Source organism: Primorskyibacter marinus (assembly GCF_003313245.1).
Taxonomy (GTDB): Bacteria; Pseudomonadota; Alphaproteobacteria; order Rhodobacterales; family Rhodobacteraceae; genus Primorskyibacter; species Primorskyibacter marinus.
Genome location: NZ_QJSD01000001.1, coordinates 769342 through 789862 on the forward strand (window position 1 = coordinate 769342; position 20521 = coordinate 789862).

Annotated in this window: 20 protein-coding genes; 13 read left to right on the forward strand and 7 right to left on the reverse strand. The window is 60.4% G+C overall.

The annotated features are described in order from the left end of the window. Window positions 1-17 precede the first annotated feature (17 nt). The 7 genes from DMZ65_RS03695 to DMZ65_RS03725 all read left to right on the forward strand — a co-directional run bounded on the left by DMZ65_RS03695 (window position 18) and on the right by DMZ65_RS03725 (window position 5545). On the forward strand, window positions 18-1025 hold the full coding sequence (locus DMZ65_RS03695) for a Fe(3+) ABC transporter substrate-binding protein (RefSeq protein ID WP_116597484.1): 1008 nt from the start codon (window positions 18-20) through the stop codon (window positions 1023-1025). A 160-nt stretch (window positions 1026-1185) separates the two neighbouring features. Continuing rightward, window positions 1186-1404, forward strand: coding sequence for a DUF6500 family protein (locus tag DMZ65_RS03700; protein ID WP_116597485.1), 219 nt, complete (start codon window positions 1186-1188; stop codon window positions 1402-1404). 185 nt (window positions 1405-1589) lie between these two features. Further along, window positions 1590-2531, forward strand: coding sequence for a nucleoside hydrolase (locus DMZ65_RS03705; protein ID WP_116597486.1), 942 nt, complete (start codon window positions 1590-1592; stop codon window positions 2529-2531). Continuing rightward, window positions 2528-2974 (forward strand): GNAT family N-acetyltransferase, encoded by a 447-nt coding sequence (locus DMZ65_RS03710; protein WP_116597487.1) that lies wholly within the window; start codon window positions 2528-2530, stop codon window positions 2972-2974. The genes DMZ65_RS03705 and DMZ65_RS03710 overlap by 4 nt, the downstream gene beginning before the upstream one ends. Window positions 2975-3043: 69 nt before the next feature. Continuing rightward, window positions 3044-4462 (forward strand): protein adenylyltransferase SelO, encoded by a 1419-nt coding sequence (locus tag DMZ65_RS03715; protein ID WP_116597488.1) that lies wholly within the window; start codon window positions 3044-3046, stop codon window positions 4460-4462. Window positions 4463-4544: 82 nt separating this feature from the next. Further along, on the forward strand, window positions 4545-4691 hold the full coding sequence (locus DMZ65_RS03720; RefSeq protein ID WP_157960551.1) for a hypothetical protein: 147 nt from the start codon (window positions 4545-4547) through the stop codon (window positions 4689-4691). 86 nt (window positions 4692-4777) lie between these two features. Continuing rightward, window positions 4778-5545 (forward strand): tellurite resistance TerB family protein, encoded by a 768-nt coding sequence (locus DMZ65_RS03725; protein WP_116597490.1) that lies wholly within the window; start codon window positions 4778-4780, stop codon window positions 5543-5545. A gap of 166 nt (window positions 5546-5711) precedes the next feature. Here DMZ65_RS03725 and DMZ65_RS03730 read toward each other — a convergent pair whose 3' ends face one another. From DMZ65_RS03730 to DMZ65_RS03745, 4 genes are all read right to left on the reverse strand, one after another. After that, window positions 5712-7067, reverse strand: a complete 1356-nt coding sequence (locus tag DMZ65_RS03730; RefSeq protein ID WP_116597491.1) for a TRAP transporter large permease — start codon at window positions 7065-7067, stop codon at window positions 5712-5714. Between the two features lie 3 nt (window positions 7068-7070). Next, the gene (locus DMZ65_RS03735; protein ID WP_116597492.1) at window positions 7071-8384 is read right to left on the reverse strand and encodes a TRAP transporter small permease subunit; all 1314 of its coding nucleotides are present in this window, start codon (window positions 8382-8384) and stop codon (window positions 7071-7073) included. A gap of 77 nt (window positions 8385-8461) precedes the next feature. After that, window positions 8462-9559, reverse strand: coding sequence for a TRAP transporter substrate-binding protein DctP (dctP, locus tag DMZ65_RS03740; protein WP_116597493.1), 1098 nt, complete (start codon window positions 9557-9559; stop codon window positions 8462-8464). A 444-nt stretch (window positions 9560-10003) separates the two neighbouring features. After that, window positions 10004-11239 carry a DEAD/DEAH box helicase gene (locus DMZ65_RS03745; RefSeq protein WP_500048332.1) on the reverse strand — a complete coding sequence of 412 codons (1236 nt, stop codon included), beginning with the start codon at window positions 11237-11239 and terminating at the stop codon, window positions 10004-10006. A gap of 414 nt (window positions 11240-11653) precedes the next feature. Between DMZ65_RS03745 and DMZ65_RS03750 the strand changes: the two genes are divergently transcribed. The 3 genes from DMZ65_RS03750 to eno all read left to right on the forward strand — a co-directional run bounded on the left by DMZ65_RS03750 (window position 11654) and on the right by eno (window position 14529). Beyond that, window positions 11654-12076 (forward strand): Fur family transcriptional regulator, encoded by a 423-nt coding sequence (locus DMZ65_RS03750; RefSeq protein WP_116597495.1) that lies wholly within the window; start codon window positions 11654-11656, stop codon window positions 12074-12076. Window positions 12077-12234: 158 nt separating this feature from the next. Beyond that, the gene (locus DMZ65_RS03755; protein WP_116597496.1) at window positions 12235-13131 is read left to right on the forward strand and encodes a DMT family transporter; all 897 of its coding nucleotides are present in this window, start codon (window positions 12235-12237) and stop codon (window positions 13129-13131) included. A 123-nt stretch (window positions 13132-13254) separates the two neighbouring features. Then, window positions 13255-14529 carry a phosphopyruvate hydratase gene (gene eno, locus DMZ65_RS03760; RefSeq protein ID WP_084353541.1) on the forward strand — a complete coding sequence of 425 codons (1275 nt, stop codon included), beginning with the start codon at window positions 13255-13257 and terminating at the stop codon, window positions 14527-14529. A gap of 655 nt (window positions 14530-15184) precedes the next feature. Here the strand turns inward: eno and DMZ65_RS03770 are convergent. Beyond that, window positions 15185-16525, reverse strand: coding sequence for an 8-oxoguanine deaminase (locus DMZ65_RS03770; RefSeq protein ID WP_116597497.1), 1341 nt, complete (start codon window positions 16523-16525; stop codon window positions 15185-15187). 128 nt (window positions 16526-16653) lie between these two features. After that, window positions 16654-17574, reverse strand: a complete 921-nt coding sequence (locus tag DMZ65_RS03775; RefSeq protein ID WP_438942696.1) for an NADPH:quinone oxidoreductase family protein — start codon at window positions 17572-17574, stop codon at window positions 16654-16656. A 324-nt stretch (window positions 17575-17898) separates the two neighbouring features. Here DMZ65_RS03775 and DMZ65_RS03780 point away from each other — a divergent pair, with 324 nt between their 5' ends. The 3 genes from DMZ65_RS03780 (at window position 17899) to DMZ65_RS03790 (ending at window position 20028) form a co-directional block, all read left to right on the forward strand. Beyond that, window positions 17899-18264, forward strand: a complete 366-nt coding sequence (locus DMZ65_RS03780; protein WP_116597499.1) for a helix-turn-helix domain-containing protein — start codon at window positions 17899-17901, stop codon at window positions 18262-18264. A gap of 53 nt (window positions 18265-18317) precedes the next feature. Next, on the forward strand, window positions 18318-19127 hold the full coding sequence (hisN, locus tag DMZ65_RS03785) for a histidinol-phosphatase (protein ID WP_116597500.1): 810 nt from the start codon (window positions 18318-18320) through the stop codon (window positions 19125-19127). Window positions 19128-19245: 118 nt separating this feature from the next. Then, complete coding sequence (locus tag DMZ65_RS03790) at window positions 19246-20028, forward strand: Bax inhibitor-1/YccA family protein (protein WP_116597501.1); 783 nt, start codon at window positions 19246-19248, stop codon at window positions 20026-20028. A gap of 253 nt (window positions 20029-20281) precedes the next feature. Here the strand turns inward: DMZ65_RS03790 and rpmG are convergent, their stop codons facing one another. Further along, entirely contained in the window at window positions 20282-20449 is a 168-nt protein-coding gene (rpmG, locus tag DMZ65_RS03795) for a 50S ribosomal protein L33 (protein WP_084353547.1), read from the reverse strand. Window positions 20450-20521: the final 72 nt, after the last annotated feature.

The window sequence follows — 20521 nt, forward strand, 5'->3', positions numbered from 1 at the left end:
ACCCGAAAGGACGACCCATGTATCGCCTGACTTGTGCTACAGCCCTGATGCTGACGACTGCCATGCCTGCCATTGCCGAAGGCATCGTCAATATCTACTCCTATCGCCAGCCTGAACTGATCGCGCCCCTGACGGACGCCTTCACCGAAGAGACCGGCATCGATGTGAATGTGGCCTATCTGAACAAGGGCATGGTCGAAAGACTGCAAGCCGAAGGTGATCGCTCGCCCGCCGACATGGTGCTGACCGTGGACATCTCTCGCCTGTCCGCTGTCGTCGATGCCGGGCTGACCCAGCCGGTCGAGACCGAAACACTGACATCGAACGTACCCGCGCAGTACCGCGACCCCGATGGCAACTGGTACGGCCTGACCACCCGCGCACGGATCGTCTATGCCTCCAAGGATCGCGTCGATCCGGCAGAGGTCACCACCTACGAGGATCTCGCGGACCCCAAATGGGAAGGCCGGATCTGCACCCGTTCGGGCACGCATCCCTATAACGTCGCGCTGGCCTCGGCGGTGATCGAACATCACGGCGAAGAAGCCGCGAAAGAATGGCTGGGCGGCTTGAAGGCCAATTTGGCGCGCAAACCGCAAGGCAACGACCGCGCGCAGGTCAAGGCGATCTGGGCCGGCGAATGCGATCTTGCCATCGGCAACACCTATTACATGGGCAAGATGCTGGCAGATCCCGAACAGGCGGAATGGGCCAACTCGGTCAACGTGCTGTTCCCGGAATTCGAAGACAGCGGCACCCATGTGAACATCTCGGGCGTGGCGCTGACGAAATCGGCCCCGAACAAGGAAAACGCCATCAAGATGATGGAATTCCTGACCTCGCCCAAGGCGCAGGAAATCTACGCCCACGCCAACTATGAATACCCCATCGCCGAGGGCACAGAAGCAGATGAAGTGGTGCAAAGCTGGGGTGAGTTCACACCGGACGAAACCAACCTGATGGCGTTGGCTGCCCAACGCGCCGCCGCCCTGCGGATCATCGAGGAAGTCGATTTCGACGGCTGATCCCATTTACATCGAGCAGCCCAAGGCCCCGTCCATCAATGGCGGGGCCTTTTGGTTTTCTGGAAAATTCGGTGTCGAGCCCAATATCCTAAGTTGCGGCACCCACAAGTTCGCCTTATGTTCTCACTGATCATCTATCGCAGAAGAAGTCGCAAACAGTATGAGAGCAACTTTAAGAAACAAGGCAGTCGCGGTCTGTAACGACAAGATCGCCAAAAAGGGAGAGACCGTAGGTCTTTCTTTCTATGCGTTTTTTGCCAACAGAAATGATGATCCAGCGTTGCTTATGGAAGCAGCCGAATGGTGGATCAAAACGCATGAACTGGATCACTTTGAGAAAGCAGTGAAAATTCGGGATATGATCATTTCAGGTGTTTGACCAACCGCAACTTCGTCCTGCATAGCTGCTGCTGCGCGCTCCTTAGGTCGCGCGCTCCATCGTCGGCGATGTCCTGCTTTGATACTGCCATTTCGCTTGCGACGTTGATAGGGCTCTGTCACACGCAAGAACGCACAAATGCCTCGCGTCACAGGCAGACAAACGGACAGTCAGGGAGAACGGCAATGACGGCACGCAAGATCATCATCGACACGGATCCCGGTCAGGACGACGCGGTCGCCATCCTGCTGGCGCTTGCCTCTCCCGAAGAGATCGAGGTGCTGGGCATCACGGCGGTGGCCGGAAACGTGCCGCTAGCGCTGACCCAGAAGAACGCGCGCATCATTTGCGAGTTGGCGAACCGGACGGATATACCCGTCTTTGCGGGCTGCGATGCACCGCTGAAACGGCCTCTGGTCACGGCAGAGCATGTGCATGGCAAGACCGGGCTTGACGGACCCACCCTTCCCGATCCGTCAATGCCGCTGCAAGATGCCCATGCGGTCGATTTCATCATCGAGACTCTGCGCAATCATCCTGCCGGGACGGTCACGCTTTGCCCGCTGGGTCCGCTGACCAATATCGCCACGGCGCTGGAAAAAGCACCCGACATTGCCCCGCGCATTGCCGAGATCGTGCTGATGGGCGGGGCATATTTCGAGGTCGGCAACATCACCCCCGCTGCCGAATTCAACATCTATGTCGATCCCGAAGCTGCTGATATCGTGTTCAGATCCGGCGCACCGATCACCGTCATGCCGCTGGACGTGACGCATAAGGCGCTTGTGACCAAGCCGCGCAACGATGCGTTCCGCGCCTTGGGCACGCAAGTGGGCGAGGCCGTGGCCCTGATGACCGATTTCTTTGAACGGTTCGACAAGGAGAAATACGGCAGCGATGGTGCGCCGCTGCACGACCCCTGCGTCACCGCCTATCTGATCCGGCCGGACCTGTTCAGCGGCCGTCACATCAATGTCGAGATCGAAACAACCTCGGAGCTGACATTGGGCATGACCGTCGCCGATTGGTGGGGCGTCACGGACCGTGCCGCCAATGCAACCTTCATGGGCGATCTGGACGCAGACGGCTTCTTTGCGCTGCTGACGGAAAGACTGGCCCGGCTATGAAGACCCTGCATCTGGCGGGCCCGGACGATCTGTCCCGGCTGTTGCCTCTGGTCGCCGCCTTTCACGAACATCAGGGGTTCAACACCGATCCCGAGCATCGGACAGCCGCCATCCTGCCTCTGCTTGAAGGCTCGCCGCATGGCGCGGTCTGGCTGATCGGGCCACGCAGGGCACCGGTGGGCTATGTCGTCGTCACGTTCGGCTGGTCGGTCGAATATGGCGGGTTGGACGGGATCGTTGACGAATTGTATATCCGCCCCGCCGTGCGCGGCCGCGGCATGGGGTTCGAGGCGGTCAACTCGCTGGCCCACGCCCTGCGCGGCAGTGGCCTACGGGCGCTGCACCTAGAGGCCGATCGCAGCGACGAAACGCTGACCCGGTTTTACACCCGCAGCGGGTTTCGCCCGCGCGAAGGGTATCTGTTCATGTCGCGGGTGCTGTAGCGCCCGACATCAACAACGTCCTGTCATCAACGCACTGGCATTCCCGTCCCAAATGTCTATCTGTGGGGTATGACCCTGCATATCCCCTTCGACAATTCCTACGCCGCCCTGCCTGATGGCTTCTACACCCGGCAAGACCCGACACCGGTCTCGGCCCCGCAGTTGATCGTGTTCAACCACGCGCTGGCGGCAGAGATGAGCATCGAGGGCACGGACGATCCTCGCCTTGGCGCGATCTTTGCGGGCAATGACGTGCCGCAGGGCGCGGCCCCCTTGGCGCAGCTTTATGCAGGTCATCAATTCGGTCAGTTCAATCCGCAGCTTGGCGATGGCCGCGCGATCCTTCTGGGCGAGACCGTGGGCCGCGACGGGCGACGCCGCGACATCCAGCTCAAGGGCTCCGGTCCCACGCCATATTCCCGAAGCGGCGATGGTCGCGCTTGGCTGGGGCCAGTGCTGCGCGAATATCTTGTCTCAGAGACAATGCATGCGCTTGGCGTGCCCACCACGCGCGCGCTGGCTGCCGTCCGCACCGGAGAGCCCGTCTACCGCGAGGCCGCCCTGCCGGGTGCCGTGCTAACCCGCGTGGCCGCCAGCCATATCCGTGTCGGCACGTTTCAGGTCTTTGCCGCGCGCCGCGACACGAAGGCGTTGCGCGACTTGATGGATCACGCCATCGCGCGCCATTATCCGGATGCCGATGGCCCGCGTGGGTTCTTGCAGGCGGTGATTGCCGCGCAGGCAGCACTGGTGGCGCAATGGATGTCGGTCGGCTTTATCCACGGGGTGATGAACACCGACAATTGCGCAATCTCGGGCGAGACAATCGACTACGGCCCTTGCGCGTTCATGGATGTCTACAATCCCGATACGGTGTTTTCATCCATCGACCGGCGTGGCCGCTATGCCTATGCCAATCAGGCCGATATCATCATCTGGAACATAGCACAGTTGGCAACGTCTCTGGTGCCGCTGATGCCCGATACGGATGAGGCCGTGAAGGGCTTTACCGATGATGTGCAGGGCATGGCCGAGCAGATCCGCGCGCAGTGGCTGGCGCGTTTCGCCGCGAAGATCGGTATTGCGGCCCCCCGGCCCGAGGATGCCACGCTGATCGGCGAATTGCTGACGGCGATGCATGAGAACCAGGCGGATTTCACCAACACTTTCCGCGCGCTTGTCTCTGGCGACGCCCGCGACCAATTTACAGATCCGGCAGCTTTTGCGCTTTGGGCCGAAGGCTGGAAACAACGGTTGGACGGCGAGGCTGATCCGCAGGCCGTGATGACCTCTGCCAATCCTGCCTACATCCCGCGCAATCACCGCGTGGAGCAGATGATCGAGGCCGCTGTTGCAGGCGACGACGCGCCGTTCCACCGGATGCTGGATGTTCTGTCACGGCCGTATCAGGACCAACCGGGTGCCGAAGATCTGACCCGCCCGCCCCTGCCCGCCGAGGTTGTGCCCGCCACGTTCTGCGGAACCTGACCCAAAGCCCTGCATCGCTGGCGTCAGTTCTTGTGCGCTGCATCCCTGCGTGACGGCGCAAAGCCAGTCAGGCGAAGCGGTCATGTGTCCCGAACGGGGTTCCGCGAACAATTTCCTGATCGCCGCGCGGCTGATCGTGCTGGCCGGGCAGTTTAGCGCCGCAAATTTCGTGATATTGAACCACTACCGACTGGCCAAGCGGCTGGGCCGCGAACCCGATCTGGTCTGAGCCGAAGTGCAATTTTTCGGTTACAGCACGATCCTGACGTGTCATGTTGGCGTGCAGGTTTAAGAAATTAACCAGGGAGACAGAAAATGAGCCTCATGGGAACGCTGGCCAAGATTGCCATCGGATATGCCTCGGCGCGCGGCATCGACAAACTGACAAGCGGTCAGGGGATGGGCGGCGGCGCGCAGGTCAAAAGCACCGAAACCGGCGGGCTTGGCGATATGATGTCGCAGATGACCGGCGGCACCGAAGGGCAGACCAACCCATTGCAGGGGCTTATGGAGCAGATGCAGAAAGGCGGGCTGGACCTCTCGGCATTGATGGGTGGCGGACAATCCGGCGAGAGCGGCGATAAGGGCGGATTGCTGTCCTCTGCGCCCGGCGGCGACCCCGGGCTGGCGGGGATGCTTGCCGGTGTCGGCGCGATGGCACAGGCCCAAGGCAAAGGTCTGGGTGGGCTGATCGACCAGTTCAACACCGCCGAAACCGCACCCGATGCCGAGGCTGCCGCAGCGCTGATGCTGCGTGCAATGATCCAGGCGGCAAAGGCCGATGGCGGCATCGACGATGCCGAGAAAGCGAAGATCCTTGAAACCGTCGGCGACGATGCCGATGCCGAAGACATGGCCTTTATCAAGGACCAGTTGGCGGCGGAGGTGGATATCAAGGGGCTGGCCGCTGACACGCCTGCCGCGCAAAAGATGCAGGTTTATTCTGCCTCGCTGACAACGATCCGCGTCGATACGCAGGCAGAGGCGCAATATCTTCATCAACTGGCGCAGGCATTGGGCATTCCCGAAGCCGGAGTCAACGCGATGCATGTGCAACTGGGCCTGAGGCCGCTTTACGCCTGAGCGGCGACGCGACCCGGCCAGACCCGCACGAATGAAACCGGCTGCGCAGCCCATCGGATCACGCAGCCGGTTTTCGTTTTTGATGCCTCTTACCAGGCAAGACAAGCTGCGCCGACTATGCCGCTTCGCCCGCCACTGACTTCGCCCTCCACTGAAAGGCGTCGGCTTAGCCGTAAACCAACCTTGGCAGCCATGTGATGATTTGCGGGAACACCATGCACAGCACCAGCCCGACAATCTGCAAAAACAGGAAGGGCAGCGCAGATTTGAAAATATCGGACATCGGAATGTAATCAGGGGCGACGCCGCGCAGATAGAACAGCGCATAACCGAAGGGCGGCGACAGAAAGCTCATCTGCATGTTCACCAGATAAAGCACGCCGAACCACAGCACCAGATCGTCGGGACTGTCGAGGCCGAAGGCCTGCGCCCCCAGCACCTTGATGATCGGCACGAAGATCGGCACGCAAAGCAGCAGGATGCCAACCCAGTCAAGGAACATCCCCAGAGCCACCAGCAGGATCTGCATCAGGATCAGGATGCCCCATGGGCCAAGCCCTGTCGCCGCCAGCGATTCCTGAACGAATTGTTGCCCGCCTTCCAGCACATAAAGCCCGACAAAGATCGTCGCGCCGAACATGATCCAGATCACCATGGCCGAGGCTTTCAGCGTGGTGGTGCAGGCCTCTCTGATGGTGGGCCAGTCAAGCTTGCGGTGGATCGCCGCCACGATGAAGGCGCCGAACGTGCCGATGCCCGCAGCCTCTACCGGGGTGGCGACGCCCGTGAAGATGATCCCAAGGACGACAACGACCAGCGTGATCGGCGCGGCCATCTTGCCGATAAGTTGTATCTTCTCCGCATTCGACACCCGCTCTTCAACCGGGATGGCCGGACCGAGCGCGGGATTGATATAGGATCGTATCACCACATAGGCGATATACATCCCCGACAGCAGCAGGCCCGGAATGACCGCGCCGATGAACAGCTCTCCGACCGATTGCTCGGCGACGACCGCGTAGATGATCGCAAGGATCGAGGGCGGGATCAGAATGCCCAGGGTTCCGCCTGCCATGATCGAGCCCATGGCGATCTTCGGATCATAGTGGCGCTTCAGCATCGCCGGCAATGCGATGATGCCCATCGTGACCACCGCCGCGCCGATGACACCGACCATCGCGGCCAGGATCGTGGAGGCGATGATCGTGGCCGCCGCCAGACCGCCTTTCAGACCGCCCATGACCTTGTAGATCACGTCGAACATGTCGTTGATGATGCCTGCCCTTTCCAGCATCGCCGCCATGAAGATGAACAGCGGAATGGCCGAAAGCTGATAATTCGTCATCAGCGGGAAGATGCGGCTTGGCACGATGTTCAGCGCCCGAGCGTCACCCAGGATAAACAGGAACACGCAGGCCAGACCACCCGTCACGAAGGCCAGCGGCAAGCCGGCCATGAGAAGCGCAAGAAGGCTGCCGAACATGATCAGCGTCAGCCAGGCGATGTCGATTTCTATACCCATGCCTCAGTTCCCCCGCGCGATTTCACGGATGTCTTTAGACAGCTTGGAGACCCCTTGCAGCACCAGCAGCAGGCCCCCGATCACCATCACCCATTTCATTGGCCAAAGTGGCACTTCCCATTCGTTAAAGCTGATCTCGCCCCAACGGATATTTGGATCGCTCCACTGGTTCGCGCCGAACCCGCCCAGCATCTCGCCAAAGCCGATCTGCCCACGCGCCCAGTCCGACAACACGGAATTGCCCGAAGGCACCGCGATCGCATCCATGGCAAAGATCCACGACGTCACCAGCAACGTGCCTGCGAAGATGAAGAAAAAGATTGAGGTCAGCAGATCAACCCACGCCTTTTTCGGGCGCGTGAGCGGTGCATAGAAAATATCGACGCGCACATGGCTTTCGGTCAGCATCGCATAAGACCCTGCAATCAGGTATTGCATGCCGAACATCAGGTACATTGCCTCATGTGCCCAGTTGGTGGGGCTGTTGAAAACGTAGCGGGCAATCACCTCGTAATAGTAGACAAACACCGCGATCACCGCCCAGTAGGCAACAAATTCTCCGCAAAACAGTGACAACCGGTCAATCCAGTTCTCGGCGCGTTCGGCGTCTGTTTTCGGGGCTTCGGCAGCCTCGGCCGCAGCAAGGGCGGCTTCGGTCTCGCTCATCTTTTCATGCGCGGGCAGCTTGTTATTTGCGTTCCGCACCAACGAGGGCATCAAAATCATGTCGATCAGCAACAACGCCAGGATCAGATACAGGGCGTAGCCTGCCGCATCGTCCCAAAAGGCGCGCGTCCTTGCCGCCTCGTCCCGCTGGGGCGCTTTCTCTTCCAAAGTGGCGCGAGCGGATTCAAGCCGCGCTTCGCCCTTGGAAATCGTATCCTGCGCACGGGTCAGGCGACGCTCGGCAGATTTCTGCGTGAAAGACCCGGCTTCGGCAGCATCATAGGTGGCCTGAAGCTCTTCCAGATTGGCGCGCGCTTCATCGACGCGGGATTCTTCGCGCTCCAATGTCCGTTCGGCCACACGCAATTCATTGGCAAAACCCGACAGGATGGTGCGGGCATCCTGCGTCTGACCATTGGCATACAGCACAAAAAGGAAGATCGGCAGATAGACCAACCCCCACATGTTCTTGAGATAAAACCGGTGCAGACCGATAATGCCGCCGGTGACGGCGATCATGTAGCCCAACGGCAATGTATAGCGTTTTTCTTTCGGCTGCGGTCGGCGCGACAAGATCATCGCGACAATGGGAAAGACGATAAGCCCGACCCAGTACAACCAATGCGGCAGCGTGAAGCTGAGCCCCGGCATTAAATTCTCCATGGCTATCAGAGACAAAAAGTGCCGTCCGGAATGGTCCGGACGGCGACAAAGACATGTTCAAACGGTCAGAGCTTCAGCTCTAGCCCCTCGGTCAGCGCCGGATCCACATAGCCAAGCGAGCCGGACTGCATGTATTTTAGCTGGATGTCGAAGACCCGCGCGGCCTGCGGATCGCGGTTGGCGTAGTCGAACCAGATTGGCACGGCGACTTCGGTCATCAACTCCACATCGTCCTGGGACAGGCGTGTCACTTCGGTGCCATCGGCCTCGAATTTGGCCCATGCCTCCTGGTCGGCGGCCTGGATGGCGGCGTGATGCATGTCTGAATAGACGTGGGTTTCCATTTCGACGAATTGCTGCATCTCGGGCGACAGCGCATCCCACGCCGCCTTGCCCACGGTGATGTCCATGATGTCGACCGGCTGATAGAGCGACATGAAACCCGGCGGTCCCATGACGATGTAATCTGTCACCTGGCTGAACCCGAGCGCGTAGTTCACCGCCGGTCCGACATAATCGGCCACGTCGATCGTGCCTTTTTCCAGTGCCGGGAAAATCTCGGACCCCGGCAGAACCGTGGTCTCGGCACCGATGGCCGTGAAGATCTCGGCCACCATACCGCCCGGCAGACGCATCTTGCGGCCTGCAAAGTCGTCAATCGACCGGATCGGAACCTTGGAATGGATGATGTTCGGGCCGTGATGCACGGGGCCGACGAAATGCATGCCCTGCGCCGCGTAAAGTTCGCGCGCAATGTCGATGCCACCGAGGCCATAGTAAAACACATCAAATTCATGCGGGTTGCGCAGGCCCAAAGGGGTAGAGGTTAAAAACGTCGCGGCCGGAATGATGCCTTGCGCGTAGATGGTGAAAGGATTCACCGCATCCAGAACACCGTTCTTGACCGCATCGAAAAGCTGAAAATCGCCAACCACGTCATTTGCACCGAAGGGCTGAAACGCCAATTCGCCACCGGTCTTGTCAGCAATCGACCCGCACCAGTCCTTGAAGATCTGAAGACCAGCGCCACCGGGCCAGCTTGTCTGGATTTTCCAGGTCGTGCCATGAGACGCTGCCGTGGCAATATGCGGAGCGGCGAGCACCGTCGCACCTGCACCTGCAAAAGCCCGCAACGCATTGCGCCGTGTGGTGATCTTGTTCATGTTTTTGTCCTCCCTTACATGCGCCGAGGGCCATTTTTTTACAGATGGCTCATCCCGACATGCCTAGGTTAGCGGCAACGGTCTAAATTGGTAAAGTTATTTCTCCACCCCCTTGCAAGTTTATCCGCACCCGAATGCAAGAGCATCCATCGTCCATTCTCTCAGCCACGGCATGTCTGGAAGGGTCAAGCATTTGACAAAAATTGTATTTTTAGTCGATCATTTCCGGGTCACCCGACACCGGGTAACTGACAGCGTCGATCTTGCAAACCGTCGGGCCAGCGCGCCTTGGCATTATGACCGGCACCGGACTTACGAACAGAGGCGTGTCGCTGTCGATGCAGAGACTGATCCTTCGGAAAATTACCGGGCGTGCAAAAGAAATGCGCTGCCGGGAGTTCATCCCCGGCAGCGCATCATTCTCAGGTCAGACAGCCTACAGGTTCAAGCAGCGCGACGGCGTTGACGACCGCCACCGTTACCGCCACCTCCGCCGGAACGGCGGCGACGCTGGTTGGAATTTGGCTTGGGTTTCTCACCGCGGACAGGCTCCCACGGGCGGCCCGACGCCACGGGGATTGTCAGCTTCATGATCTTCTGGATCGCCTTCAATTCGCCCATCTCGTCCGGTGCGCAGAAGGCCACTGCCCGGCCCGAGGCCCCTGCCCGTGCAGTCCGCCCGATACGGTGGACATAATTGTCCGGCACGTTCGGCAGATCGAAGTTGTAGACATGCCGCACCGCCGGAATATCCAGACCACGGGCCGCGACATCCGTAGCCACAAGCACCTTGATCTTGCCATCGCGGAACGATTGAAGCGCGCGGTCGCGCTGTCCCTGGCTTTTGTTGCCATGGATCGCGGCGGCAGAATAGCCCGCCTTGTCCAGCGTCTTCAGCAACCGATCGGCACCGTGCTTGGTGCGGGTAAAGACCAGCGCCAGTTCTTCACGGTGGACATCCAACTGTTCCACAAGGAAAGACGGCTTTTCAGCCTTCGCAACGAAGTGGATGCATTGGTCGATCTTGTCTGCCGCCTTGCCCGGAGGCGAGACCTGCACCTTGACCGGATTGGTCAGATAGCCCGCTGACAGCTCTTCCATCTGTTTCGGCATCGTGGCCGAGAACAACATGGACTGACGGTTCTTGGACAGGTGGGGGGTGATCCGGCGCAGTGCGTGGATAAAGCCCATGTCCAGCATCTGGTCAGCTTCGTCCAGCACCAGAAAACGTGCCTTGGACAGATCCAACGCACGGCGATCCAGCAGGTCGATCAGGCGGCCCGGCGTGGCAACCAGCAGGTCGGTGCCGCGCGCCAGACGGTTGATCTGCGCGTTGATCGACGCGCCACCCACAACGATATTCACCTTGATCGGTGTGCCATCTGTCAGGGTCTTCAAGGTTGCGGCGATCTGGTTGACCAGCTCGCGGGTCGGGGCCAACACCAGTCCGCGCACGGTCTTTGGGGCAGGCTTGCCCGGCTCTGCCAGCATTGCTGAGACCAGCGGCAGGCCGAAAGCTGCGGTCTTGCCGGTGCCGGTCTGGGCCAGGCCCATCACGTCGCGGCCTTTCAGCGCCTCGGGGATCGCGCCGGCCTGGATCGGCGTGGGCGTATCCAACCCAAGATCGGAAAGTCGTTTCAGCAGTTGGGCCGGCAGGCCCATTGATTCAAAAGTCGTCAAGGAAAATCCTTCTCTGGCCACGCGACATGCGCAGCCGTGGTCGGGCACGCATTGGCACCCTCATGGTGGTCGGAGACAAAACCGGCGGCCGGGCCGATTGCCCGCCTGCCCTTCAACTCCGTTGCCCCATGCGTGATCGTGGAAGCATTCCCGTTACTCCGATCAGGGGCACCAACAAGGGGCGCGGCCCGTCCTGCTCACGCGGCAGGGAGTAGCGTTGGCATGCATATGCGCTGGCAGGTCCCTAAAGTCAACCCGGCCTCGCTCGTCACGTCCTGACCGCGCCCTGCCTTCCCCCCCATCGGGCCTTACCTCGACAGGCCGACGAAAGGTCGCGCCGCAATGTCAAATTTAGGCTTGGCCCATGGCCGAGGTATTCGTTAAACGTCAAGGCCACGAAACCGGAGACCGCGGATGGCCGACACGATCATCGAACGCTGCGAGGCCAAGGGCCTGCGCATGACCGACCAGCGCAGGACCATTGCGCAGGTGCTGGAAGAAGCGACCGACCATCCGGACGTCGAGGAACTGTACGCGCGCGCCAGCGCGCGCGATGCGGCAATCTCGATCGCGACGGTCTATCGCACGGTGAAGCTGTTCGAAGAGGCGGGCATTCTGGAACGGCTGGAATTCGGCGATGGCCGCGCCCGGTACGAAGACGCAGAGCGTGAACACCACGACCACCTGATCGACATGCAGTCCGGCGCAGTGATCGAATTCGTCGACCCCGAGATCGAGGCGCTTCAGGAAAAGATTGCGGAAAAGCTGGGCTACCGGCTGAAAGGACACCGGATGGAATTGTACGGCGTGCCCATCACCCCACGCCCCCGCCGCTGAGACGGCGGCGACCTCCGTCGGCCCATATTGCCCGCCAAGATTGCATCTGTGCGGGCGCGCGGCCCGAACTGTGCGCGCAACAACACTGGCCATTTACCGCGGGCTGAATTAGGCAACCTTCAACTTCGTACATATTCCCAACAAGAAAAGGGCCCGCCATGCCCCTGCGCGCGATCATGCTGATGGTTCTGGGAATGGCCTTCCTGGCACTCAGCGACATGTTCATCAAGCTGGCAGCCGCGCGGATACCGGTGGGTCAGGTCATGGTGATGCTCAGCCTCGGCGGCACGACGGTCTTTTATATCGTCGCGCGCATACAACGCGTCCCGATCTTCACCAGGACAGCGCTGCAAAAGCTTGTGCTGCTGCGCAACGGGATGGAGATGATGGGCGGTCTGGGCATGGTTCTGGGCATCGCGCTGGTGCCGCTGTCGCTTGTCGCGGTCATCATGCAGGCCACACCTTTGCTGGTCACGCTGGGTGCGGCGCTGCTGCTGCATGAACCTGTGGGCTGGCGGCGTTGGGCAGCAATTTTCGTGGGTCTGCTGGGTATGCTTCTGGTCGTGCGGCCGGGTTTTGAGGGCTTCGCGCCTGCGACGCTTTTGGTTGTGATGGGCGTGGTGGGGCTGGCGATGCGCGATCTGGTCACGCGCATGACGCCTGACCATATCCCCTCGATCGCGCTGTCCACATGGGGGTTTGGTGCGACCATCCCGGTGGGTGTCATTTTGTTGCTGCTCCAGGGCAATGCCCCGATTATTGACGTCATGGCGCTGGCACAGGTTGGCGGTGCGGTGCTGGTCACGACCTCCGGATACTACGCCGTGACGGCGGCAATGCGTCTGGCCCCTGCCTCCACTGTGGCCCCGTTCCGCTACTCGCGGCTGGTTTTTACCATGAGCGTCGGCATCTTGGTCTTCGGCGATATGCCGGACAATCTGACCCTGACCGGCGCGGCAATCATCATCGCATCGGGGCTTTATTCCTTTTTGCGCGAACGACGGCTGGCCCGCGATGCGCTGATCGAGGCGCGCATAACCTCGCAAATGCCCTAACCGCCTGTAAAGCGTGTTCCGGCACATATCCACCCCACAGGTTAGCGCTAACGGTCGCAGTTTACTTTCCCCGACGAGATGCTATGACTGCCCCCGAAGTTCCATTCAGGCCGAGGACGCCCAATGAGCACCATCATCGACATTCACGCCCGCGAAATCCTTGACAGCCGGGGCAATCCCACCGTCGAGGTCGACGTCATCCTTGAGGACGGCACACTTGGCCGCGCCGCCGTGCCATCGGGTGCCTCGACCGGCGTACACGAAGCCGTGGAGCGCCGTGACGGCGACAAGGCCCGCTATATGGGCAAAGGCGTGCTGGAGGCCGTGGCTGCCGTCAATGGCGAAATCGCCGATGCGCTGGTCGGCATCGACGCGACCGAACAGGTCGCCATCGACTCCGCGATGATCGAACTGGACGGCACCGACAACAAAGGCCGACTGGGCGCGAATGCGATCCTCGGCGTCAGCCTTGCCGCGGCCCATGCCGCAGCCGATTTCACCGGCCAGCCCCTGTTCCGCTATATCGGCGGCACCTCTGCCCGCGTCCTGCCCGTTCCGATGATGAACATCATCAATGGCGGCGAACATGCCGACAACCCAATCGACATTCAGGAATTCATGATCATGCCGGTTTCGGCCAGCAATATCCGCGAAGCGGTGCGCATGGGGTCCGAAGTGTTCCACACCCTGAAAAAAGAGCTGTCCGCCGCCGGTCACAACACCGGAATCGGCGACGAAGGCGGCTTTGCGCCGGGCCTCAACTCCACCCGCGATGCGCTTGATTTCATTCTCAAAGCCATCGAGAAAGCGGGCTTCAAGGCGGGCGAGGACATGTATCTTGCCCTCGATTGCGCGGCGACCGAATATTACAAGGACGGCGCCTATCACATGAAGGGCGAAAACGCGGTTCTGTCATCCGATGAAAATGTCGCCTACCTTCAGGCGCTGGTCAACGACTACCCGATCATCTCGATCGAGGATGGTATGGCAGAGGATGACTGGGATGGCTGGCGCGCATTGACAGAAGTGCTGGGCGAGAAAGTGCAATTGGTCGGCGACGATCTGTTCGTGACCAACCCTGCCCGTCTGGCCATGGGGATAGAGCAAGGCTGCGCCAACTCCATGCTGGTCAAGGTCAACCAGATCGGCACCCTGACAGAAACGCTGAAAGCCGTCGAAATGGCCCATCGCGCACGGTTCACCAACGTGATGAGCCACCGTTCCGGCGAGACCGAGGACGCCACGATTGCCGACCTCGCTGTGGCGACCAATTGCGGCCAGATCAAGACCGGCTCTCTGTCGCGTTCCGACCGTCTGGCGAAATACAACCAGCTGATCCGTATCGAAGAAATGCTGGGCGTAACCGCCGAGTTTGCAGGCCGTTCTGTCCTGAAATAACCGGCGTTGCGGCGGCGCATGACAAAGGCCCCGCCCTGATCGGGATGCCATTCCAAAGTGTAGGACACGGGCGACAGGAAACAGAAACCTGTCGCCCGCTTTCCGTTTCAGCCCGTCACGGGTCTTGACGTTTTGTCCATATCGGCGTGCCGTGAAACAGCCACAGTTGATAGATCCGCTAGGTGAGGACGGTCGTCCCGCCGGCGGTCTCGCTTCTGCCGCGTGGCTGTGTCGGGGGCACTCTCCCGTCCCGGCGATCGTTTTTTTGCCCGTCACTGCCCGCTTGGGTCATGGGGGGCGGCATGGCACGCTTGCACCGATGGTGATGGGCATGTCGGCAAGCAGATGCAACGGCGATTCCGTCCGCCTGCTGCAAGCCTTGCATGATTTCCGCATCACCAATCTGACCGCTGCGGCAACGCATTACCGGATGGTGCGTAATTCCGGCGGGGCCAAGAATTTCACCTGCGCCTTTGACAAGCTGTCCTTCACCAACGAGCCGGTCTGCTCGGAAATCGCGACCTATGTTGATCAGGTTTTTGGCACCGAGATGCGTTTGATTTACGGCACGACGGAAATTGGCGTCACTATCGCCAACTATCCCGGATTCTTGGGAAGAACGATCGCCAGACTCTACGCCGTCTTTGCCGCGCGATCACGCGCTCTCTGCCAGCGCCCGCGCCAGCCGGGTCTGCTGAGTGGTGACGTCTTGCAGGTCAACCGTCACCACATGTCCGTCCCGCACCACTTGTCGGCCTTCTACGAAAAGATCGCGCACCTGCATTGGCCCCGCCAACAACAGCGCGGCCTTGTCCCAGCTTCCCGCACTTTCGATGCCCGTGACGTCCCAAAGCGCAAGGTCCGCACGCTTGCCCACGGCCACCTGACCGCAATCGTCACGGCCCAGCACTTCGGCCCCGCCTCGGGTGGCGATAAAAAGCGCCTCGCGCGCGCTCATCTCATCTGCGCCGCAAGACACGCGTTGCAGCAACATGGCCTGCCGAGCCTCTGCCACAAGGTTTCCCGCATCGTTGGAGGCAGAGCCGTCCACGCCAAGCCCGACACGCACCCCGGCATCGCGCATCGCGCGTATGGGTGCGATGCCCGACCCCAAGCGGCAATTGGAGCAGGGACAATGCGCAACACCGGTGCGGCTGCGGGCGAAGAGATCAATCTCTTGTGCGTCCAGCTTCACGCAATGGGCGTGCCATACGTCGGCGCCGGTCCAGCCCAGATCTTCGGCATATTGCCCCGGACGGCAGCCGAACTGCGCTTGGGAATAGGCGATGTCCTCGTCGTTCTCGGCCAGATGGGTGTGCAGCATCACCCCCTTGTCGCGGGCCAGAAGCGCCGCGTCGCGCATCAGCTCGCGGCTGACCGAGAAGGGAGAACATGGCGCCACGCCGACGCGGATCATCGCGCCCTCCGCCGGATCATGGAAAGCATCAATCACACGGATCGCATCGCGCAGGATGTCGTCTTCGCGTTCCACCAGACTGTCAGGGGGCAGACCGCCCGCACTTTCGCCAATGCTCATCGCGCCGCGCGTCGGATGAAACCGCAGGCCGATGGCCGTGGCGGCATCAATCGTGTCATCCAGCCGCGATCCGTTCGGATAAAGGTAAAGGTGGTCCGAGGTCATGGTACAGCCCGACAAGGCCAGTTCCGCCAGCCCTGTCAGCGCCGAGACGCGCATATGGTCCGGCGTGAACCCTGCCCAGATCGGGTAGAGCGTCTTCAGCCACCCGAACAACAGCGCATCTTGCGCACCCGGAACGGCGCGGGTCAGCGTCTGGTAAAGGTGGTGATGCGTATTGACGAGACCGGGGGTGACAAGCGCACCAGTGGCGTCGACGATCTCGCCCTGTGTCTGCAAGCCCTGCCCTATTGCATCGATCACCCCATCGCGCAGCAGGATATCGCAGCCGCTCAATTCGCGGTCGTCGTCATCCATCGTCATGACATGGGCGCAATTGCGGATCAGTATTTCGGCCATCTTTCGGGGTCCTCCTGAAGCTTCAGTCCCTTTCAGAGAACGCATTGGACCGGCGACAGAAAGGGCAAGGACTCGACCGGTGCGCCCCAAGGTAACCCGTTCAGGCTGATCTGGGAAGGCCCCGCGACCTATCCGATCTCGATCACGACCTTCCCGGTGGAGCGCCTGTTGCGCAGCAGGTCCATCCCTTCCGCGGCACTGGAAAGGGGGAGCAAATGGCTGACATGCGGATGGATGCGCCCCTCTTCGTACCAGCGCAGCAGTTCCGCCAGACTATCGGTGATCACATCGGGGCGGAACGCCATATAGCCCCCCCAGTAGAGCCCCAGAACAGAGATGTTCTTGACCAGCAGATGATTGGCAGGGATCTGGGGAACATCGCCGCTGGCAAAGCCGATGGGCAGGATGCGCGCCTCGGGGTTGCAGGCCCTGAACGCGGCCTTGAACAGATCCCCGCCGACCGGATCATAGACCACATCCGCACCGCCAAGCGCCTTGACCTCGGCGCGCAGATCCGCCGTTTCGGTGTCGATCAGGTGGTCAGCCCCCATATCTCGGGCGATCTGCAACTTGTCGGCACCGCGCGCACAGGCGATGACCGTGGCCCCCATCAGCTTGCCGATCTCAACCGCCGTGAGGCCCACGCCCCCGGCAGCACCCAGCACCAGCAATGTCTCCCCCGGTTGCAAACGTGCCCGGTGCGACAGGGCAACATGGCTTGTGCCATAGGCAATCTGAAAGGCCGCAGCTTCGGCAAATGGCATGGCGTCGGGCAATTTGACCGCACGGGCAGCCGGGAAGCAGCCGTATTCGGCCAACCCGCCATGACCGCCAAACACCGCGACGCGCGCGCCCGGCTGGAACCCGTCCACCCCCTCGCCCACGGCATCCACCTCGCCCGCGACCTCCATTCCTGGCACGAAGGGCAGCGCGGGCGTGTCCTGATAAGTCCCCTTCTGCATCAGAAGGTCTGCGAAATTCAGCCCGCAAGCCGCAATCCTGATCCGAATCTCGCTCGGCCCCGGCTCTGGCAGGGGCAGATCTGCCATCTGGGCGGGCGTTTGATGTGATGTAACCTGATATCCAAGCATGCAAACTCCTTTGTTGGAGCGATTACGCGACAAAAATACTTAAATTGTCAAACTGTTGTGCTGCCTACATGAATCCAAAAGATGACTTAACGTCACGCAAGTCTAGATTGCGTAAAATTAACCTGTTATACCTGCGATGGATCAAAATGCCTTGCTACTTAACATTTTCGAAGATAAGTAATGAGATGCTGTAGGGGTGCGCGGCTGTTGCAATAGAAAGAGCCGTTTCGCGGCTTCTCTCAATATGTTGTGACATTGGTAATAGTGACGAAGGAAAATCGTATGACGCACCCTGTAGACGTTCATGTTGGCAAGCGTATCCGACACCGCCGCTGGCTTGTCGGCATGACGCAGCAGCAGCTTGCCGAACGTGTGGGAATCAAATTCCAGCAAATCCAGAAATATGAAACCGGTGCCAACCGGGTCAGTGCCTCCCGGCTTTGGGACATCGCCGACGCGCTTGAGGTTCCGGTCAGCTTTTTCTTCGAAGGGCTGGAAACCGCCGAGACCGAGTCGAACGAGTCCGCACCTGCCGACATTCTCGGCGACAAGGAAGCGTTGGATCTGGTACGCAGCTACTACGCGATCCCGGAAAACCAACGCCGTCGTTTGTTCGAACTGGCTCGGGTTTTGTCCGACGTCGCTTGAGCCATCGACCGGGCTGAGGTAGCTAAAGGCAGACCACATCTGCCGGAGGGACCATGGCCGGATATTCCGACGAAGCGATACAAGAATTCAGACGGGTGGCTTTCGCGTTGGCGGATGCCGCCCGCTCCGCGATTCTGCCGCATTTCCGCAGCGCATCACTAACCGCCGACAACAAGCTTGCCGCAGGTTTCGACCCTGTGACCATCGCCGATCAAGCCGCCGAGGACGCGATGCGCGATGTGCTGTCCAAAATGCGGCCAGATGATGCGGTCCTGGGCGAAGAATTCGGCAAAATGCCCGGCACGTCCGGCCTGACATGGGTGCTAGATCCCATTGATGGCACACGCGGGTTTCTATCGGGCACCCCCACCTGGGGCGTGCTGATCGCACTGGCTGACGAAACCGGCCCGATCCTGGGCGTCATCGATCAGCCTTATATCGGGGAACGGTTCCACGGCGGCTTTGGCACGGCGGAATGCATCGGTCCACAGGGCACGCGCCGTCTGGCCTGCCGCGCCGCCCGTGACCTGTCCGAAGCCATCGTTTTCACCACATTTCCCGAGATTGGCACGGATGCGGAACGCGGGGCGTTTCAGCGGGTGGCTTCCACGGCCCGGCTGACGCGCTACGGCATGGATTGCTATGCCTATGCGTTGGTCGCCGCGGGTCAGGTGGATCTGGTGATCGAGGCCGGGCTGAACGCCTATGACATTCAGGCACCGATCGCCGTGATCGAAGCCGCAGGCGGCAGTGTCACCGACTGGCAAGGCAACCCTGCCCATAATGGCGGTTGCGCGCTGGCGGCCGCCAATCCGGAAATTCACGCCGCGGCACTGGCTCTTCTGGATACCGGTCGTCGCTGACCCATAACAATTGGGCAAAGCGTCTCATTGGCCTTGAAAAAAGTTGGTTCTGCTCCGATATTGACGGCAATGGCCGGAGAGTGTCTTCGGTCGCCCTGTTCTTCATTCGGAGGCTTCAATGGCTGAATACAACACAATCCGGACAGGTGCGGCAGGCGCTCGCACAGCCCAGATTGACGAGGGTCTTCGCGCCCATATGAACAAGGTCTACGGCACGATGTCCGTGGGCATGTTCATCACTTTCCTTGCCGCATGGGCGATTGCAGGCCTTGCTGTGACCACGGATCCCAGCGTGACGGGCATCCAGATCGGCACGGACAAGTTTCTGACGGGTCTTGGGCAGGCGGTCTATATGTCGCCGCTGAAATGGGTGATCATGTTCGCCCCGCTGGCATTTATCTTCTTCGGCATCGGTGCGGCGATGAAACGTCTCTCCGCCGCGGGCGTTCAGCTTGTCTTTTACGCATTCGCGGCGCTGATGGGCCTGTCGCTCAGCTCGATCTTCCTTGTATTCACCGGCTACTCGATCATTCAGGTGTTCCTTGTGACCGCGATTTCCTTCGCGGGGCTTAGCCTTTGGGGCTACACCACCAAAAAGGACATCTCGGGCTGGGGCTCGTTCCTGATCATGGGCGTGATCGGTCTGATCGTCGCCTCGATCGTCAACCTTTTCCTCGCATCCTCGGCAATCGCCTTTGCCGTGTCGGTGCTGGGTGTGCTGATCTTCGCGGGCCTGACGGCTTACGATACGCAGAACATCAAGAACACTTACCTGGCGCATGCTCAGGGTGGTGACAGTGAGTGGCTTGGCAAAGCGGCCATCATGGGCGCGCTGAGCCTGTATCTCGACTTCATCAACATGTTCATGTTCCTGCTTCAGTTGATGGGCAATCGCGAATAACCCACCTTTTCATGACTGACAGACATGACCCCGCCGGACAGATCGTCCGGCGGGGTTTTTCGTGCGACATGACGGCGTGAACCAGAACTACGTCAGGTCGCAGTGCGATGGCTTGGATGTGGAGACGCATACAAACTCGGAAACGCCCGACGCCTGCTCACCCTCGTCCAAAACGAAAAAACCGCGCCAGCCTTGTGGGGCTGCGCGGTCTTGACTGTCGCTGCCACCCGAACCGGGCAGCAGGTGCAAGATCTTACTTGATCTTGCCTTCCTTGTACTCGACATGCTTGCGCACAACCGGGTCGTATTTACGAACGGCCATTTTTTCGGTCATCGTGCGCGCATTTTTCTTGGTCACATAGAAGTGGCCCGTGCCTGCGGTCGAGTTCAGGCGGATTTTGATTGTGGTAGGCTTCGCCATGGGTCGTCTCCTGCACCGGGCGCGGATGCGTCCCGTGAATATCCTAGAAGCCGCCTTTTACTGCGACACGCG

Bases quoted from the DNA above. Each gene is read 5' to 3' on its own strand.
- DMZ65_RS03755 (WP_116597496.1), top strand. From the start codon at position 12,235: ATGCCCCTGCGCGCGATCATGCTGATGGTTCTGGGAATGGCCTTCCTG.
- DMZ65_RS03720 (WP_157960551.1), top strand. From the start codon at position 4,545: ATGTGTCCCGAACGGGGTTCCGCGAACAATTTCCTGATCGCCGCGCGG.
- rpmG (WP_084353547.1), bottom strand. From the start codon at position 20,449: ATGGCGAAGCCTACCACAATCAAAATCCGCCTGAACTCGACCGCAGGC.
- DMZ65_RS03735 (WP_116597492.1), bottom strand. From the start codon at position 8,384: ATGCCGGGGCTCAGCTTCACGCTGCCGCATTGGTTGTACTGGGTCGGG.
- DMZ65_RS03780 (WP_116597499.1), top strand. From the start codon at position 17,899: ATGACGCACCCTGTAGACGTTCATGTTGGCAAGCGTATCCGACACCGC.
- DMZ65_RS03710 (WP_116597487.1), top strand. From the start codon at position 2,528: ATGAAGACCCTGCATCTGGCGGGCCCGGACGATCTGTCCCGGCTGTTG.
- DMZ65_RS03750 (WP_116597495.1), top strand. From the start codon at position 11,654: ATGGCCGACACGATCATCGAACGCTGCGAGGCCAAGGGCCTGCGCATG.
- hisN (WP_116597500.1), top strand. From the start codon at position 18,318: ATGGCCGGATATTCCGACGAAGCGATACAAGAATTCAGACGGGTGGCT.
- eno (WP_084353541.1), top strand. From the start codon at position 13,255: ATGAGCACCATCATCGACATTCACGCCCGCGAAATCCTTGACAGCCGG.
- DMZ65_RS03730 (WP_116597491.1), bottom strand. From the start codon at position 7,067: ATGGGTATAGAAATCGACATCGCCTGGCTGACGCTGATCATGTTCGGC.
- DMZ65_RS03705 (WP_116597486.1), top strand. From the start codon at position 1,590: ATGACGGCACGCAAGATCATCATCGACACGGATCCCGGTCAGGACGAC.
- DMZ65_RS03775 (WP_438942696.1), bottom strand. From the start codon at position 17,574: ATGGCAGATCTGCCCCTGCCAGAGCCGGGGCCGAGCGAGATTCGGATC.
- DMZ65_RS03770 (WP_116597497.1), bottom strand. From the start codon at position 16,525: ATGGCCGAAATACTGATCCGCAATTGCGCCCATGTCATGACGATGGAT.
- dctP (WP_116597493.1), bottom strand. From the start codon at position 9,559: ATGAACAAGATCACCACACGGCGCAATGCGTTGCGGGCTTTTGCAGGT.
- DMZ65_RS03695 (WP_116597484.1), top strand. From the start codon at position 18: ATGTATCGCCTGACTTGTGCTACAGCCCTGATGCTGACGACTGCCATG.
- DMZ65_RS03725 (WP_116597490.1), top strand. From the start codon at position 4,778: ATGAGCCTCATGGGAACGCTGGCCAAGATTGCCATCGGATATGCCTCG.
- DMZ65_RS03700 (WP_116597485.1), top strand. From the start codon at position 1,186: ATGAGAGCAACTTTAAGAAACAAGGCAGTCGCGGTCTGTAACGACAAG.
- DMZ65_RS03790 (WP_116597501.1), top strand. From the start codon at position 19,246: ATGGCTGAATACAACACAATCCGGACAGGTGCGGCAGGCGCTCGCACA.
- DMZ65_RS03715 (WP_116597488.1), top strand. From the start codon at position 3,044: ATGACCCTGCATATCCCCTTCGACAATTCCTACGCCGCCCTGCCTGAT.